The organism is Sulfitobacter sp. EhC04 (assembly GCF_001650875.1).
In the GTDB taxonomy this organism is placed as follows: Bacteria; Pseudomonadota; Alphaproteobacteria; order Rhodobacterales; family Rhodobacteraceae; genus Sulfitobacter.
On the sequence record NZ_LXYI01000030.1, the window covers coordinates 47,313 to 62,581 of the forward strand.

A 15,269-nucleotide genomic window follows, 5' to 3' on the forward strand; every position below is an offset into this window, starting at 1 on the left:
AACAGATATCTGCAGAACCGCAGAGGACGAGCATCCGATGATGAGTAACAACAAGATCCTGACCGTCTCCTATGGCACGTTTTCGTGCACGCTGGAAGGTTTCGATGACAGCTTCGGCACCATGAAGGCGATCGCGGAGTATTTCCGCGACCTGGCGGCGGACGACCGTTACTTTGGTGCTGAACCTCCCCAGCCCGATGCCGAAATGCTCGCGCGGATTGCGCAAAAGGAAATTTCGCGCCGGGTTCAGGCCCGCGAGCATGAGGGCAAGATCGTGCTGAGCGCGCTGGAAGATCACCGCGACGCGCCCGAGCAACCGGCCCCCGAAGCCCAGGCAGCACCCCAGGCAGAGGGCAGCGGCCCCGCCTTCGGCACGCCCGCCGCCGGTATCGCGGCACTGGCCGGTGCCGCCGCCGATGCAGCGCAGCCCGCCGAAGCTGAGACAGCCTCCGAACCCGCCGCACCGGCACCCGTCGAAGAAGCCGACACCGCCATCGCCGCAGAAGCGCATGTTGAACTGGCGGATCTGGCCAGGGAAGACATGGCCAAGGAAGATTTGACCAAGACGGACGGCGCAGCAGTCGCAGAGCCCGCCGCGGCACCCGAACAGTCGCAAGAGGGTGACGTTGCCGAGGACGCTGTGGCCGACGACCAGCCCGACACCGTGGCCCAGGATGAAGACGAAAATGACATCGTGCCAGGCCAGCCCGATTCGGACGTCGAAGCCTTCTTTGCCGACACCGCAGAATCTGACGACTTTGAGGACGAAGCGGCAGAAGCCACCGAACTGCCCGAAACGGCACAGGCCGACCCGATGCCGATTGCGGCGGCCCCAGCCCCTGCCAAACCCGCGCCCGCCCCTGACAGCATTGCCGCCAAACTTCAGCGCATCCGCGCGGTTGTGGCTCAGCAGGATGACACCGCCGACGAGGACGGCTACGCCGAAGACGAAAATGACATCGCAGGCAGCAACGCCCCGGTCGCGTTTGATGATGCGGAAGCCTTTGCAGAGGATGACCATGCCGAGGACGACGCGCAGCAAGACCTCGTCGCCCGCGCCCGCCACGACATCGAAGACGCGCTTGATGCGGATGATGCGGCGGACCAGGCAGAAGATCAAGACGACTATAGCGACATCCTGAGCCGTCTTGCGATGGATGATGATGCCGTGGCACAGGCCGAGGAAGTTCAGGACGGGGAAGTTCAGGACGGGGAAGTTCAGGACGAGGAAGCATTTTCCAACCTGTTTGACGACGAGGACGAGGCAGAAGTCGAGGATGCCGCCGAAGCCGGGGATGCAGCCGAAACCGCTGACGATGCCGAGGAAATGGCCGGGCTTTCCAACCAGCCCGAAGCAGCCCCCGCCCCGCAGCCCCGCGCCCGCGTGATCAAGGTCAAGCGCGCCGATCTGGAAGCGGCGATCAACCGTGGCGAGTTGGAAGAATACGACGACGACGAGGACGAAGACGATTTCGACATGAGCGATTTCGACATGTCCGACGAGGATGATGGGGACATGGCGCTGGACGATCTGGCACCTTCCAAATCGGCCGATACCTCGCTCTCGCCCGAAGATGAACAGGAACTGGCCCGCGAGCTTGCCGCACTTGAGAAAGACATCGAAGGCGACAACATCGCGCCCGCCGCGCGCAAGACCGAAGACCGCGCTTCCGGCACGTCCCGGCACGCACTGCCCGCCATCGAGGATGAAGCAAGCGACGACATGTCCCGCCTGATGGCCGAAGCCGACCACCACATGGACGAACCCGAGAGCACGACACGCCGGAATGCCTTTGCCCATCTGCGTGCCGCTGTCGCCGCCAAGAAGGCAGATGGCGGGATCGGCACCGACGCCGAGCAGGAAAAGAAGGACCGCGCGTTCCGCTCGGATCTGGCAGAGGTGGTGCGACCGCGCCGCCCGGTTGGGTCCGGCAGCCGCACCGCGCGCCCCGAAGAATCGCGCCCCGCACCGCTCAAGCTGGTGGCCGAACAGCGTATCGACATCGACAAGTCCCGCGCCGCAGGCCCGGTGCGCCCGCGCCGCGTTTCTGCCGTTGTGACAGAACAGAAACCCGCCGCTCATGACACTGTCCCCTTTGCGGAATATGCCGAGGAGATGGGCGCGCATTCGCTCTCCGAACTGCTGGAAGCGGCAGCGGCCTATATGTCCTTTGTCGAAGGCTTCGAGCAGTTCTCGCGCCCGCAACTGATGACAAAGGTGCGTCAGGTCGGCCCAGAAGAGGGCTTCAGCCGCGAAGACGGTTTGCGGTCCTTTGGCCAGTTGCTGCGCGCAGGCAAGATCGAAAAGATCAAAGGCGGGCGCTTTACCGTGTCCGAGGATATCGGCTATCGCCCCGACCAGCGCGCCGTGGGGTGAACCCGGCACCGTTGCAATCTATCATGCGAAATGCCGTCCCTTCGGGGGCGGCTTTTTGCTGTGGCGATGCAGGAACCGGGCTACTGCGTCACGCCTGATGGCAGGGCGCGCGGCGCTTTTTCAATCGTCGCGCGCGTCCGGGTCGGCCTGGCCGATCCCCTTGAACACGAACTTGAACGGGATCGCCCATAGCACGCCAAGACCCACGTAGATCGCCAGTTCCACAAGGATAGACGGCCGGTCGAACAGGGCCACCAGGTTCAGCGCCACAACGATATAAAGCGGCAGACCGACCAGCAGAATCACCAGCGCCCAGCGGCGGCGGGCTTTGTAGCTCAGGGCCATGGTGCCTCCTCAGTCCGCAAAGGGATCGGTGACCAGGATCGTGTCTTCCCGCTCCGGCGAGGTGGAGAGCAGCGCCACGGGGCATTGGATCAACTCTTCGACACGGCGCACGTATTTGATCGCCTCGGCGGGCAGATCGGCCCAGCTGCGCGCGCCCTCGGTCGATTGCGACCAGCCCGGCATTTCCTCGTAAACCGGGGTGCAGCGGGCCTGCTGATCGGCGGCGGTGGGCAGGTATTCCAGCGTCTTGCCGTCCAGCTCGTAGCCCACGCAGATCTTGAGGGTGTCAAAACCGTCCAGCACATCCAGCTTGGTAAAGGCGATGCCGTTCACGCCGGATGTGGCGCAGGTCTGGCGCACCAGCACGGCGTCGAACCAGCCGCAGCGGCGCTTGCGCCCGGTCACGGTGCCAAATTCATGCCCCCGCTCGCCCAGCCGCTGACCATCCGCGTCGTGCAGTTCGGCGGGGAACGGCCCCTCGCCCACGCGGGTGGTATAGGCTTTCACGATGCCAAGCACAAAGTCGATGGAGCCGGGCCCGATGCCGGTGCCGGTCGCCGCCTGACCCGCGATCACATTCGACGAGGTGACAAAGGGATAGGTGCCAAAGTCGATGTCCAGCAGCGCGCCCTGTGCGCCCTCGAACAGGATGCGTTTGCCGGCCTTGCGCTGTTCGTTCAGCACCTTCCAGACCGGGGCTGCATATTCCAGCACTGCCGGGGCGATCTCTTTCAGCGCCGCGATCAGCGCGTCGCGGTCCACCGGCTCAAGCCCCAGCCCCCGGCGCAGCGCGTCGTGATGCACCAGCGCGCGGTCCACCCGCAACTCCAACGTCGCCGCATCCGCCAGATCGGCCACGCGCACCGCGCGGCGGCCCACCTTGTCCTCATAGGCCGGGCCGATGCCGCGCCCGGTGGTGCCGATCTTGGCCACCGAATTCTGCGCCTCGCGCGCGCGGTCCAGCTCACCGTGGATCGGCAGGATCAGCGATGTATTTTCGGCAATCATCAGGGTCTCGGGGGTGATGGTCACCCCCTGCCCGCGCAGCCCCTCGATTTCCTTGATCAGGTGCCAGGGGTCCAGCACGACACCGTTGCCGATCACGCTCAGCTTGCCGCCGCGCACGATGCCCGAGGGCAGCAGGCTCAGCTTGAAGACCTCACCGTCGATCACCAGCGTATGGCCCGCGTTATGCCCGCCCTGGAAACGTGCGATCACATCGGCACGCTCGGACAGCCAGTCGACAATCTTGCCTTTTCCCTCGTCTCCCCACTGGGCTCCGACAACAACGACATTGGCCATATTGAACTTCCCCTTTTGGCAACCGGCCTTGCTATAACGTCGAAGACGCGCGGGTGAAACTGAAAAACGCGGCAGGGCACCGATCGCCGCGCATTCCCGCGCGCTGCGGGCGGGGAGAGGCATGGACTTTCCCGGCCGGACAGCGGTAATTTCGGCATGAAACGGCGAAAAGGGTCCGCACTATGGGTTTTGTGATGCGCTGGGTCTGCGCCTTTGTCCTGCTGGCGGTGACCTTCAATCCGACCGAATACAATTACACCAACTGGGTGATGGATTATGGCAGCGCCAATATGTCCATCGCGGTGCTGCTGGGGCTGTTGCTGCTGATCGGTTACATCATCTACCTGCGCGCGACCCTGCGCTCCATCGGGGCTTTCGGCATGTTGCTGGTGCTTGCGGTCGTGGGGGCCGCATTATGGGTGCTTTATGATCTGGGGGTGCTGCGGCTGGACAATTCCAGCTTCAATGTCTGGCTGTCGCTGGTGGCGCTCAGCTTTGTCCTGGGCATCGGGCTCAGCTGGAGCCATGTGCGCCGGGCGCTCTCCGGTCAGGCCGACATGGATGATGTGGACGAATAACGGGACGGCTGACGGGACGCTTAACGGGACGGGGGGCGGGGCGGGCTGGCGTCAGCCAGCAGCGTCGTCCAGCCGGACGGGCGCGCCATGCGGGGTCCGCAGATAGGCTGCCTCCCAGGCGTCCCGCAATGCCGTGACATCACCGGAGTCTGCCAGCCCCGTCTCTGCCAAGACCCCCTCAAGCGTTTCCAGCCAGGCGGCAAAGTAATCCTCGCCGCCGTTCAATTCCCGCGCCAGCCCGTGCCGCCGCAGGGTTGCGCCGAAACGCGCGGCCCAGTCGCCCCAGGTGAATTGGCCGATTTCGTTCAAATGCACCGTCAGGGCAAAGACCTGCGCATGCCAGAGTGCCTCAAAGGCGGGTTCCGGCCGAGTCACGGGGCGGCACTCAGATAGCTTTGCCACAGGTCCAGCACCACCTCGTCATCCGGATGTTCGGGATGCGCCCAAAGTTCGGATGCCGGGAAAACCACGGCATAAAGCGGCTCTGGCGCCTCGCCCTGCCCATGCGCATTGCTGTCGGGGAAAACATGTGTTCCGTGCTGCCGCAGAATGCGCCCCCGCGCGCCTGCCGCATAGGCGGGCAGCCGCGTGTGGCCCCCCGGAACCTCCGCATTTTCGGCAAGCGCCCGTGTCACCACCGCATCGCCCGCCGCAAAGATCGGTGTCACCGCACTGGGCCGATCCACCGGCCCGCCGCGCGCCAGCACCTCAGCCACCCTTGCGCGGGTCAACGCGTGGTCCGCCAGCGGGCTGGGTTGTACCTCTGACGCGCCCGCCAGTTCGTCGCGGGTGACCAGCCCCTTGTCCACCAGCAGGTTGGCCAGCGCCGCCATCCACTTTTCGTAATAGGAAAAGCGCGCGTAGTCCTTGGGGGCCAGACATTCCCGCGCATGGCGCGACATGTCGATGTTCCATTGCCCCAGCGGGCCGGTCGCCACCGTGACCGCCATGGCACGCGGGTGCCAACCGGCGTGGAAAATCACGCCTTCATCCTCGGGCACCACCGGGCCGTCGCCAAACCGCCCGCCCATGTCGTGGACGCGGCTCACGCGGCTGCGCCAATATGGTCATGAACGCGGGTCATGGCCGCCGCGCCAGGCCGGTGCCGATCATGCTGTCGCGGCTGACAAGGGCCATCAGCGCCTCTTCGTCCATGCCTTCGCTGCCCTCGGGCCTGCGCGGGATCACCAGATAGCGCATCTCGGCGGTCGAATCCCAGACCCGCACCGATGTCTCGGGCGGCAGTTCAACGCCGAAATCCGCCAGTACCCTGCGCGGCTCGCGCACCACGCGGGCGCGGTAGGCATCGGATTTGTACCAGCCGGGCGGTATCCCCAACAACGGCCAGGGATAGCAACTGCACAGGGTACAAACGACCATGTTGTGTTGCTGCGCCGTGTTCTCTACCGCCATCATATGTTCGCCCTGGCGCCCGTAAAACCCCATCTCGGCCACCACGGCGGTCGCATCCGCCATCAGTGCGGCATGAAATGCCGGGTCGGACCAGGCCCGCGCCACCACCCGCGCGCCATTGCGCGGGCCGATCCGGTTTTCATAGGTGTCGATGATTTCATCCACCGCCGCCGGGTCGATCAGCCCCTTGCGCGTCAAAAGCGTTTCAAGCGCCTTGACCCGCAAGGCAGGGTCAGAGGGCAGCAGGCTGTGAGGTTCATCATGGTCATGTGGCATGCGGCAATGATTGCCGCAGGCCCGCCCGCTTGTCCATGGGCAGAAACCCGCAGAACCGGCCAAGTCCTTCTGATTTCTGATCACTTTACAGGCGAAATCCGCGGAAAAATATGGTATACAGGTTGCATGAAGCGAGTCTGATACACCTCATTTCCAGGGAAAACCTCTTAAACAAAGGCGTGGTAGAGCACCGCTTCGAGAAAGACCGCCCACCGCAATGGGCGGTCTTTGTTTTGGGCAGGGCAGCGGGGTTTCACCGCTGTGGCGCGCCTGACGCGCAGTGGGCCAATCCTCCCTTGCCCCGCGTGGCAAAGATGCCTAGATACGCCCAAACCAAATCGAAAGCGGTCCCATGGAAAACGTCCTTCTGATCATTCACCTTCTGCTGGCCCTTGGCCTGATTGCGGTTGTCCTGCTGCAACGATCAGAGGGTGGCGGTCTTGGCATGGGCGGCGGCGGTGCCGTTTCGGGCCGCGCGGCGGCAACCGCATTGGGCAAGCTGACCTGGCTGCTGGGCGTGGCCTTCCTGATCACCTCGATATCGCTGACCATCATCGTGGCGCAGAAATCATCGGGGGCTTCCGTCATCGACCGTCTGGGCGCGGCACCAGCCAGCCAGTCCGAGGATGGCGGCACCGCCCCTGCAAGCGACAACCTGCTGCCACCGACCGCAGATGACAACGCACCTTTGGTGCCCGCAGCCGATTAACCTGCAAACACAATACCTTGAGGATAGGATGATTTTCGCAACATGATGTTGCGGGCGACTCTTGCCTCGACCAACCGAATCCTGTTAGGCTTAAGTCCCGTGGTGCTGCGGTTTTCTGCAGCGCGTCTGGCTGGTTTTTGCCACAGAAATGCGAATACACGGGGGCTGTCCGAACATGGCGCGATATATCTTCATCACCGGTGGTGTGGTCTCTTCACTGGGCAAGGGGCTGGCCTCCGCGGCGCTGGGGGCCTTGCTGCAGGCGCGGGGCTTTTCGGTGCGGCTGCGCAAACTTGACCCCTATCTGAACGTCGATCCTGGCACGATGTCGCCTTTCGAACATGGCGAAGTCTTCGTCACCGATGACGGGGCCGAAACCGATCTCGACCTGGGCCATTACGAACGCTTTACCGGGGTCCCCGCAAGGATGACCGATTCCGTCTCCTCCGGCCGCATCTATTCCAACGTGCTGGAGAAAGAGCGCCGCGGCGATTACCTGGGCAAGACCATCCAAGTGGTGCCGCATGTTACCAATGAAATCAAGGATTTCCTGCACATCGGTGACGACGAGGTCGATTTCATGCTCTGCGAGATCGGCGGCACCGTGGGCGACATCGAAGGCCTGCCCTTTTTCGAGGCGATCCGCCAGTTTTCCCATGACAAGCCGCGCGGGCAATGCATCTTCATGCATCTGACCCTGCTGCCCTACCTTGCCGCCTCCGGCGAGTTGAAGACCAAGCCGACGCAGCACTCCGTCAAGGAACTGCAAAGCATCGGCATCGCCCCCGACATTCTGGTCTGCCGCTCGGAACAGCCGATCCCGGAAAAGGAACGCGAGAAAATCGCGCTGTTCTGCAACGTGCGCAAGGAATCCGTGGTTGCCGCCTATGATCTGAAGTCGATCTACGAGGCCCCGCTGGCCTATCATGCCCAAGGGCTGGATCAGGCCGTGCTGGACGCCTTTGAAATCTCCCCCGCGCCGCGCCCCGATCTGGCGATGTGGCACGATGTCTATGACCGCATCCACAACCCCGAGGGCGAGGTCAAGGTCGCCATCGTCGGCAAATACACCCAGCTTGAGGACGCCTATAAATCCATCGCAGAGGCGCTGACCCATGGCGGCATGGCCAATAGGGTCAAGGTCCGCGTCGAATGGGTGGATTCGGAGATTTTCGACAAGGCGCAGGATGTCGGCCCGCATCTGGAAGGGTTCCACGCCATCCTTGTGCCCGGCGGTTTTGGCGAGCGTGGCACCGAGGGTAAGATCAAGGCGGCGCAATACGCCCGAGAGCACAAGGTGCCCTATTTGGGTATCTGTCTGGGCATGCAGATGGCGGTGATCGAGGCCGCCCGCAATCTGGCCGGTCTGAAGACAGCCGGTTCAGAGGAATTTGACCACGAAGCCGGAAAAAAGCGTTTCGAGCCGGTGGTGTACCACCTCAAGGAATGGGTGCAGGGCAATCACAAGGTCGAACGCAAACTGGGCGACGACAAGGGCGGCACCATGCGTCTGGGCGCCTATGACGCGGTGCTCAAGGCGGGGTCCCGCGTGGCGGAGGCCTATGGCACCACCGAGATCGACGAACGCCACCGCCACCGCTACGAGGTGGACATCGCCTATCAGGAGCAGCTTGAGAAAACCGGTATGGTCTTTTCCGGCATGTCCCCTGACGGCCGCCTGCCCGAGATTGTGGAATGGCCCGATCACCCGTGGTTCATCGGCGTGCAATTCCACCCCGAGCTGAAATCCAAACCCTTTGCCCCGCATCCCCTGTTCAAGGATTTCGTGCGCGCCGCCAAGGAGAACTCGCGGCTGGTCTAAAGCGCCCCGCCTTAAACTTGAATCGCCAATACCCTGCCGCGCTGCGCGCTCTCGGGACATTGGCGAAGTGATATGTTTCAGGTTAAAGGCGGGACGCTGTAGGGCGTTTCAACGCCACAGGGACGACACGGAAAGAAAGCGGGCATGGCGGTTGAACCTGCCAGCCGGGCCACGGGCAAGGACGGCTGACACCGGGCAGCGGGGCAAGCACCCCCTCCCGTCTTGCGGGAATAACGTATTGGTAGTACCCTTGGCGGCATTTCACACCGCCATTTCAGAAAGCCAGATCCATGCAAGTATTTCAGACCGGTGCCGACCGGTATCAAAACCCGTCAAAAGACCCCTATGCGACAATCAACCAGCGCACCCTTGCCTTTTTTGTCGGGCTGGTCGCGCTTGGCCTGCCCATCATCATGCTGTTCGGGGTGTTCAACCCTTACTGGCCGACCTGCTACCGCGCCTCCATCAGCCATTATTACTATGCGCCCTTCCTGGGCGGCCCCTTTATCGGGGCGCTGGTCTTTATCGGCACTTATTTGTGGGTCTATCAGGGCGAGGACAAGGACGGCGCAGAGGGGCGTCTGGCCACCTGGGCCGGTGTTTTTGCCATCGGCGTCGCGTTGTTTCCAACCTCCGGCTTTGGCTGCGATGCAGAAAGCTTCACCGCCCGCGCCATGGTCAGCTTTGGCCCCGACCCCGATCAGCTGGACCTGATCAAGGTGCCGCCGATCGACGGGCTGCCCGATCTTGCGCCGTACTTCCAGCTTACCACCTTTTCGGCCAGCGTGCATTACGCCTGTGCGGCCCTGCTGTTTTCCTTCCTGGCGTGGTTCGCGCTGTTTGTCTTTACCGCCGTGGAGCCGCATCAGCGCAAGCTCGACGGGTCGTTGAAACAGACCAAGATCATCCGCAACAGTCTGTATGTCGCCTGTGGCAGCATCATGATCTGCTGTATCCTTGCCATGGCAGCCTACGCCGCGCTTGGTGCATGGACCGATCTGGACCTGAGTTGGTGGCCCCGCAACAAACTGACGTTCTGGTTCGAGACCGTGGCGCTCTGGGCCTTTGGGCTGTCCTGGATGGTCAAGGGCCGGTTCTGGGGCAACGCGCTGGAGGATGCGCGCGAAAGCTGAGGCCTTGCGAAAGTGACTCGAACCAAGGGGTTTCCTGAATCCTGTCGGAAGGCCGTGCCAGGCTATCCCGGTTCAAATGCCAATAATTTCCGACCCAAACCAGACCCTCGACGCGGCACACTCGGGGGTCTGCTCAGCGGGACGTTGTTGCCGTTTGCTGCGAAACGTCAAGCCGCGCATCGACGGGCCGTGGTTCGGCGATCCGACCTCAGTGACTGGCACTTAATGGCAGCCAAGCACCTCCTAACTATCTGTCAGACACTACAGAAGCCAAATCGCCGTGCCGGCGGACGGCCCGTCATGTCGCAGACATGCCTCTGGCATGATGCGCGGCGGCCTGCGGCCTTGAATCCGCGCGAGGGTAGAGGAAAGGGCTCGCTCCCGACTTTCGCCGCAAAGCGCAGGAACGGCAGCTTATCCTTGGCAGAAGCGATCCGGGGTCAGCGACCTGACAGGAAAGTCGCTTTTGTCTGACACCTGACACCCGCGAAAGCTGAGCCCTTGCCACGCCGCTGCAATCCACTACACCCCTCCCATGCTGAGCTATCAACATATCTACCACGCGGGCAATCTGGCGGATGTGCACAAACACGGGCTTCTGGCCTGGATGTTGGCGTATCTGACCGCCAAGAACAAACCGCTGACCTATCTTGAGACCCACGGCGGCCGCGCGCTCTATGATCTGGACGATGCGGCCGCGCGCAAGACCGGCGAGGCGGCGCAGGGCATCGACCGCGCGCGCGGCTGGTTCGGTGCGGATCACCCCTATGCGCAGGTGCTGGATACGGTGCGCGCGGATCACGGGCCACGGGCCTATCCCGGCTCCCCGCTGATCGCGGCGCGGCTGCTGCGCCCGGACGACAGGATCCATCTGGCCGAGCTGCACCCCGCCGAACATGCCGCCCTTGACCTTGCAATGTCGCCCTACCCCGCGACCTGCCATCTGCGCGACGGGGTGGAAATGGCCTTTGCCCTGACCCCGCCGACCCCGCGCCGGGGGATCATGCTGATCGACCCCAGCTATGAGATCAAGACCGACTACGACAGCCTGCCGCGTACCATCGCCAAACTGGCGCGGGCCTGGAATGTCGGCATCATCGCGCTGTGGTATCCGATCCTGACCAGCAAGGCGCATCAGCCGATGCTGTCAGACCTGGCCCGCAGCCACCCAGACGCCCTGCGCCACGAGGTCCGCTTCCCGCCTGCGCGCCCCGGCCACGGGATGGTGGGGTCAGGGCTGTTCATCATCAACCCGCCCTACGGGCTGGAGGCCGAGGCCAAACGCCTGGCCACCCATTTTGCACAACTGAAATAGGAGCCCCCGATGCCCAAGGGATACTGGATTGCCCGGTTGGATGTGAATGACGCCGAAACCTACGACAGCTACCGCGCGGCCAATGCGAAACCCTTTGCCGATTTCGGGGCAAGGTTCCTGGTGCGCGGCGGCACCCAGAACCTGCGCGAAGGCACCTGGCGCAGCCGCACCGTGGTGCTGGAGTTCGACAGCCTTGCCGATGCCATCGCCTGTTACGAAAGCGATGCCTACCAGAAAGCCAGGGAAATCCGCCTGCCGGTCTCGGAAGGCGATATGATCATCGTCGAGGGGTACGACGGCTGAAAATCCGTGATAGGCTGCGCCGATGATCCTGTTGCGCGCCCTTTTGTTCGCCTTGCTGCCCACCGGCCTGCTTGCCTGTGGCGCGCCGGTCTGTCTGGTGAACCCCGACAGCCTGGCACTGACCCGTGTCATCACCTTTGACGACATTCCGTCCGGAGGCGGACCGGGCCTGCTGACAGATGATGTGCTGAACCTAGACGGGGCGCAGTTCGGCGAACATTTCGCAGGTCAGGGCCTCGCGGCGGCGGACACCCACGATCAGGTCATCGGCGCGGCGCTGGGTCCGCTGATCCTGCTGCCGGGTGCGCCGGGACAGAACCTGTCAGTGGTCCATTTCTACGGCAATGCGGTGTTGAATGGCTATGGTCCCGCAGGCTTTCCCCGCCGCGAGGGTCAGGGCGAAGGGGCGATTGCCTTTCTCTTCGACAATGACCAGAGCGCCCTCTCCTTTGCCCTGCGTGGCGGCGAATCCGGTGCGGCGCTTGCCCAGTTCCTGCGCCGCGACGGGTCGGTCATCGGGGCCGTTCCGATAGAGCCCACGGGCGAATTCACCCTTGGCTTTGCCCGCGCCGGTGACATCCGTGACATTGCAGGCGTTGTTTTGACAAATACTGACCCAGAAGGCATCGCAATCGACACTTTACGCTTTGGAAATCCGCCGGACCTGAGCTAGACACGCCTTCATGTTTGAACGCCTTTTCCCCCGCCGCAAACCCGCGCCGAAACCCCTGCCGCAGCCCAATGCGCAGCTTGCCCTTGGGGCATTGCTGGTGCGCGTGGCGCTGGCCGACCGCAATTACAACGTGGCCGAAGTCGGACAGATCGACCGCATCCTGGCCCGGACATTCGGGTTGAAACCGCTTGAGGCCGCGAAACTGCGCGCCACCTGCGAGGCGCTGGAACGGGACGCGCCGGGCACGCCCGAATTCGTGGATATCCTGCGCGAAGAGGTCGACTATGCCCAGCGCAAGGCCCTGGGCGATGCCATGTGGTCCGTCGCATTGGCCGACGGCGATCGCGATGAAAAGGAAGAAATCCAACTGCTTGCCATCGAAACAGCCCTGGGCCTGACCGATGACGACATGCAGGCCGCACGCGATGATGCCCTGCGCAATCTCTGAGTTGGCAAGGCGCGCACACGGGCCTATATCCTGATCATGTTTGCTGATTTCATCAAACGGCTGACCCAGCCGGATCCCGCCCCGCTTGCCGATACCGACGCCCGCCTTGCGCTGACAGCGCTTCTGGTGCGTGTCGCGCGGTCGGACAATGACTATGACGCCGACGAGGTGCTGCGGATCGAGGAAATCGCCCGCGACCGCTATGGGCTGTCCCCGAGTGAGGCGACTGCCCTGCGCGCCGACGCCGAAGAGCTGGAGGCCCAGGCCCCCGACACTGTGCGCTTTACCCGCGCGATCAAGGATGCGGTGCCTTACGAGGATCGCCTTGGCGTGATCGAGGCGCTGTGGAAGGTGGTGCTGGCCGACGGCACCCGCGCCGACGAGGAAGACGCGCTGTTGCGCCTGGTTGCCAGCTTGCTGGGGGTCGAGGACAAGGACAGCGCCATGGCTCGCCAAAGGGTCGCGGGCACATAGGCAGCGGTCAACGTCAGGGCAAGGTCGATCCCGATGCCCTGCTGGTCACATCGGGCACACGGCACGGGCTGGCGATCACCGCGCCTGGCTTCCTGCGGCGCGGGAATGCGCGCTGGCTCCATCGTCACCAGTCTGAAACAAAAGCGAATTTCGGTATCAGGTGCCGAAGCTTTCGCCACGGCCACTGCCATTCCCCAGGCCCTGAGGCGGGCCTTTGGCGGCACCCCGACAGGCAATCTGACCACAGCCCTGCGCAGGTTGGTGACGCCAGCGCGACATCGAAAGTCATCCCCGCAGACTGACCCGCAACGCAGCGCCTCAGAACAGCGGTGCCGGCATCTGCCCTGACCTTCAGCGATTTACCCGAGGTCAGCACGCAAATAATGTGGCCCTGCCAAACACGGCGTTGCAATCTGAGGGAAATTATTCCCTTATGTCACATCGAAACGGTAAGAAGTGACACAAGTGGCCCCTGAGACCCCCGTCATCCAGATCAATGACCTGCACAAGGCCTATGGCGCATTGGAAGTGCTCAAGGGCGTCAGCCTGAGTGCCCCCAAGGGCAACGTGATCTCCCTGATCGGATCGTCCGGGTCGGGCAAGTCCACCCTGTTGCGCTGCTGCAACCTGCTGGAAGACAGCCAGCAGGGCGAGATCCTGTTCAAGGGCGAGCCCGTCAGATGGAAGGGCACCGGCCATGGCCGCAGACCCAGCGACCCCAAACAGGTGCTGCGCATCCGTACCAACCTCAGCATGGTGTTCCAGCAGTTCAACCTGTGGTCCCATATGACCATCCTGCAAAACGTGATGGAGGCCCCGCTGACCGTGCTGGGGCGCGACCGGGCCGAGGTCGAAGAGGCCGCGCGCGGCTATCTGGAAAAGGTCGGGATCGGTGACAAATGCGATGTCTACCCGGCGCAACTGTCCGGCGGCCAGCAACAGCGTGCCGCGATTGCGCGGGGGTTGTGCATGGAGCCGGAGGCGCTGCTGTTCGACGAACCGACCAGCGCGCTGGACCCGGAACTGGAACAGGAGGTGGTCCGCGTGATCAAGGATCTGGCCACCGAGGGGCGCACAATGCTGATCGTCACCCACGACATGAAACTGGCCGCCGATGTGTCTGACCACGTCATTTTCCTGCATCAGGGCCTGATCGAGGAACAGGGAGCGCCCGACATTCTGTTCGGCGCGCCCAAATCAGAACGCCTGCGCGGGTTCCTTTCGGCAACCCACGCAACGTAAACCAAAAACGAAAACCAGAACGGGAGTAACACGTTATGAAAAAGATTATCCTTTCAGCCACAGCCCTGGCAATGATGGCCGGTGCGGCCTTTGCCGACGCCCATGGCAAGACCATCCGCATGGGGACAGAGGGTGCCTACCCTCCCTACAACTTCCTCAACGATTCCGGTGAAGTGGACGGGTTCGAGCGCGAAGTGGGCGACGAGCTGTGCGCGCGCGCCGAACTGACCTGCGAATGGGTCACCAATGAGTGGGACAGCATCATCCCCAACCTGACATCAGGCAACTACGACACCATCATCGCTGGCATGTCGATCACCGACGAGCGGGACGAAGTCATCGACTTCACGCAGAACTACTTCCCGCCCGCCGCATCCGCATATGCCGCGAAATCGGCTGACGCGGATCTGACAGGCGGCGTGATCGCGGCGCAGACCAGCACGATCCAGGCCGGCTATGTTGCGGAATCCGGTGCCACCCTGCTGGAATTCGCCACCTATGACGAAACCGTCGCCGCCGTGATGTCCGGCGAAGCCGACGCCGTGTTTGCCGACAAGGACGCGCTGGCCCCCACAGTCGAGGAATCGGGCGGCGAGATGGTATTTGCCGGTGACGACGTGCCGCTGGGCGGTGGTATCGGCCTTGGCCTGCGCGAAAGCGACACAGAGCTGAAGGAAAAGTTCGACGCGGCGATCCAGTCCATGAAGGATGACGGCAGCCTGAACGAATTGATCGTCAAATGGTTCGGCGCAGACGCCAAAACCTTCTGATCCGATGAGGAACGGGGCGGTCCGACGGTCCGCCCCATTCCATACAATGATCCCGCATATGCCCCCCTTCCGCCCTGCGCATGTGGCCC

The 15,269-nt window shown here is 63.2% G+C and carries 17 protein-coding genes; 12 read left to right on the plus strand and 5 right to left on the minus strand.

Features of this window, described 5'->3' with window-relative positions; translation table 11 throughout:
• Positions 1-37 precede the first annotated feature (37 nt).
• On the plus strand, positions 38-2,377 hold the full coding sequence (locus A8B82_RS13935) for a hypothetical protein (RefSeq protein ID WP_067293470.1): 2,340 nt from the start codon (positions 38-40) through the stop codon (positions 2,375-2,377).
• A gap of 120 nt (positions 2,378-2,497) precedes the next feature.
• Here A8B82_RS13935 and A8B82_RS13940 read toward each other — a convergent pair whose 3' ends face one another.
• Together A8B82_RS13940 and A8B82_RS13945 are read right to left on the minus strand one after the other, a co-directional pair.
• Entirely contained in the window at positions 2,498-2,722 is a 225-nt protein-coding gene (locus A8B82_RS13940; RefSeq protein ID WP_067293473.1) for a DUF2842 domain-containing protein, read from the minus strand.
• 9 nt (positions 2,723-2,731) lie between these two features.
• The gene (locus A8B82_RS13945; protein WP_067293475.1) at positions 2,732-4,024 is read right to left on the minus strand and encodes an adenylosuccinate synthase; all 1,293 of its coding nucleotides are present in this window, start codon (positions 4,022-4,024) and stop codon (positions 2,732-2,734) included.
• A gap of 182 nt (positions 4,025-4,206) precedes the next feature.
• Here A8B82_RS13945 and A8B82_RS13950 point away from each other — a divergent pair, with 182 nt between their 5' ends.
• Positions 4,207-4,602 (plus strand): DUF6524 family protein, encoded by a 396-nt coding sequence (locus A8B82_RS13950; RefSeq protein WP_067293478.1) that lies wholly within the window; start codon positions 4,207-4,209, stop codon positions 4,600-4,602.
• A 51-nt stretch (positions 4,603-4,653) separates the two neighbouring features.
• Here A8B82_RS13950 and A8B82_RS13955 read toward each other — a convergent pair whose 3' ends face one another.
• From A8B82_RS13955 to nthA, 3 genes are read right to left on the minus strand one after another with little or no spacing between them, the layout of a single operon-like run.
• Positions 4,654-4,977: a nitrile hydratase accessory protein gene (locus A8B82_RS13955; RefSeq protein ID WP_067293481.1), complete on the minus strand. Its 324-nt coding sequence runs from the start codon at positions 4,975-4,977 to the stop codon at positions 4,654-4,656.
• Entirely contained in the window at positions 4,974-5,651 is a 678-nt protein-coding gene (gene nthB, locus A8B82_RS13960) for a nitrile hydratase subunit beta (protein ID WP_067293484.1), read from the minus strand. Before nthB ends, A8B82_RS13955 begins: the two co-directional genes overlap by 4 nt.
• A 31-nt stretch (positions 5,652-5,682) precedes the next feature.
• A complete protein-coding gene (gene nthA / locus A8B82_RS13965; protein ID WP_067293485.1) occupies positions 5,683-6,291 on the minus strand; it encodes a nitrile hydratase subunit alpha in 609 nt (202 codons plus the stop codon).
• A 352-nt stretch (positions 6,292-6,643) separates the two neighbouring features.
• On the opposite strand from nthA, the gene secG reads away from it, so the two are divergent.
• The 10 genes from secG (at position 6,644) to A8B82_RS14015 (ending at position 15,180) form a co-directional block, all read left to right on the plus strand.
• On the plus strand, positions 6,644-7,000 hold the full coding sequence (secG, locus tag A8B82_RS13970) for a preprotein translocase subunit SecG (protein WP_067293488.1): 357 nt from the start codon (positions 6,644-6,646) through the stop codon (positions 6,998-7,000).
• Positions 7,001-7,175: 175 nt separating this feature from the next.
• A complete protein-coding gene (locus A8B82_RS13975; protein ID WP_067293491.1) occupies positions 7,176-8,822 on the plus strand; it encodes a CTP synthase in 1,647 nt (548 codons plus the stop codon).
• Positions 8,823-9,112: 290 nt separating this feature from the next.
• On the plus strand, positions 9,113-9,955 hold the full coding sequence (locus A8B82_RS13980; protein WP_067293494.1) for a hypothetical protein: 843 nt from the start codon (positions 9,113-9,115) through the stop codon (positions 9,953-9,955).
• A 535-nt stretch (positions 9,956-10,490) separates the two neighbouring features.
• A complete protein-coding gene (locus tag A8B82_RS13985; RefSeq protein ID WP_067293496.1) occupies positions 10,491-11,270 on the plus strand; it encodes a 23S rRNA (adenine(2030)-N(6))-methyltransferase RlmJ in 780 nt (259 codons plus the stop codon).
• A 9-nt stretch (positions 11,271-11,279) separates the two neighbouring features.
• Positions 11,280-11,573: a DUF1330 domain-containing protein gene (locus tag A8B82_RS13990; RefSeq protein WP_067293498.1), complete on the plus strand. Its 294-nt coding sequence runs from the start codon at positions 11,280-11,282 to the stop codon at positions 11,571-11,573.
• Between the two features lie 22 nt (positions 11,574-11,595).
• Positions 11,596-12,246, plus strand: a complete 651-nt coding sequence (locus A8B82_RS13995) for a hypothetical protein (protein ID WP_082899315.1) — start codon at positions 11,596-11,598, stop codon at positions 12,244-12,246.
• A gap of 10 nt (positions 12,247-12,256) precedes the next feature.
• The gene (locus tag A8B82_RS14000) at positions 12,257-12,694 is read left to right on the plus strand and encodes a tellurite resistance TerB family protein (protein WP_067293501.1); all 438 of its coding nucleotides are present in this window, start codon (positions 12,257-12,259) and stop codon (positions 12,692-12,694) included.
• Between the two features lie 36 nt (positions 12,695-12,730).
• Positions 12,731-13,168, plus strand: coding sequence for a tellurite resistance TerB family protein (locus A8B82_RS14005; RefSeq protein WP_067293504.1), 438 nt, complete (start codon positions 12,731-12,733; stop codon positions 13,166-13,168).
• Between the two features lie 465 nt (positions 13,169-13,633).
• The gene (locus tag A8B82_RS14010) at positions 13,634-14,410 is read left to right on the plus strand and encodes an ABC transporter ATP-binding protein (RefSeq protein WP_067293507.1); all 777 of its coding nucleotides are present in this window, start codon (positions 13,634-13,636) and stop codon (positions 14,408-14,410) included.
• Positions 14,411-14,445: 35 nt separating this feature from the next.
• Positions 14,446-15,180 (plus strand): transporter substrate-binding domain-containing protein, encoded by a 735-nt coding sequence (locus tag A8B82_RS14015; protein WP_067293510.1) that lies wholly within the window; start codon positions 14,446-14,448, stop codon positions 15,178-15,180.
• Positions 15,181-15,269 lie beyond the last annotated feature (89 nt).

What these genes read in the sequence shown, in the direction of transcription:
- A8B82_RS13995 (WP_082899315.1), top strand. Translation starts at nt 11,596, where the DNA reads ATGATCCTGTTGCGCGCCCTTTTGTTCGCCTTGCTGCCCACCGGCCTG.
- secG (WP_067293488.1), top strand. Translation starts at nt 6,644, where the DNA reads ATGGAAAACGTCCTTCTGATCATTCACCTTCTGCTGGCCCTTGGCCTG.
- A8B82_RS13985 (WP_067293496.1), top strand. Translation starts at nt 10,491, where the DNA reads ATGCTGAGCTATCAACATATCTACCACGCGGGCAATCTGGCGGATGTG.
- A8B82_RS13980 (WP_067293494.1), top strand. Translation starts at nt 9,113, where the DNA reads ATGCAAGTATTTCAGACCGGTGCCGACCGGTATCAAAACCCGTCAAAA.
- A8B82_RS13940 (WP_067293473.1), bottom strand. Translation starts at nt 2,722, where the DNA reads ATGGCCCTGAGCTACAAAGCCCGCCGCCGCTGGGCGCTGGTGATTCTG.
- A8B82_RS14015 (WP_067293510.1), top strand. Translation starts at nt 14,446, where the DNA reads ATGAAAAAGATTATCCTTTCAGCCACAGCCCTGGCAATGATGGCCGGT.
- nthA (WP_067293485.1), bottom strand. Translation starts at nt 6,291, where the DNA reads ATGCCACATGACCATGATGAACCTCACAGCCTGCTGCCCTCTGACCCT.
- A8B82_RS13935 (WP_067293470.1), top strand. Translation starts at nt 38, where the DNA reads ATGATGAGTAACAACAAGATCCTGACCGTCTCCTATGGCACGTTTTCG.
- A8B82_RS13945 (WP_067293475.1), bottom strand. Translation starts at nt 4,024, where the DNA reads ATGGCCAATGTCGTTGTTGTCGGAGCCCAGTGGGGAGACGAGGGAAAA.
- A8B82_RS13990 (WP_067293498.1), top strand. Translation starts at nt 11,280, where the DNA reads ATGCCCAAGGGATACTGGATTGCCCGGTTGGATGTGAATGACGCCGAA.
- A8B82_RS14000 (WP_067293501.1), top strand. Translation starts at nt 12,257, where the DNA reads ATGTTTGAACGCCTTTTCCCCCGCCGCAAACCCGCGCCGAAACCCCTG.
- A8B82_RS13950 (WP_067293478.1), top strand. Translation starts at nt 4,207, where the DNA reads ATGGGTTTTGTGATGCGCTGGGTCTGCGCCTTTGTCCTGCTGGCGGTG.
- A8B82_RS14005 (WP_067293504.1), top strand. Translation starts at nt 12,731, where the DNA reads ATGTTTGCTGATTTCATCAAACGGCTGACCCAGCCGGATCCCGCCCCG.
- A8B82_RS13975 (WP_067293491.1), top strand. Translation starts at nt 7,176, where the DNA reads ATGGCGCGATATATCTTCATCACCGGTGGTGTGGTCTCTTCACTGGGC.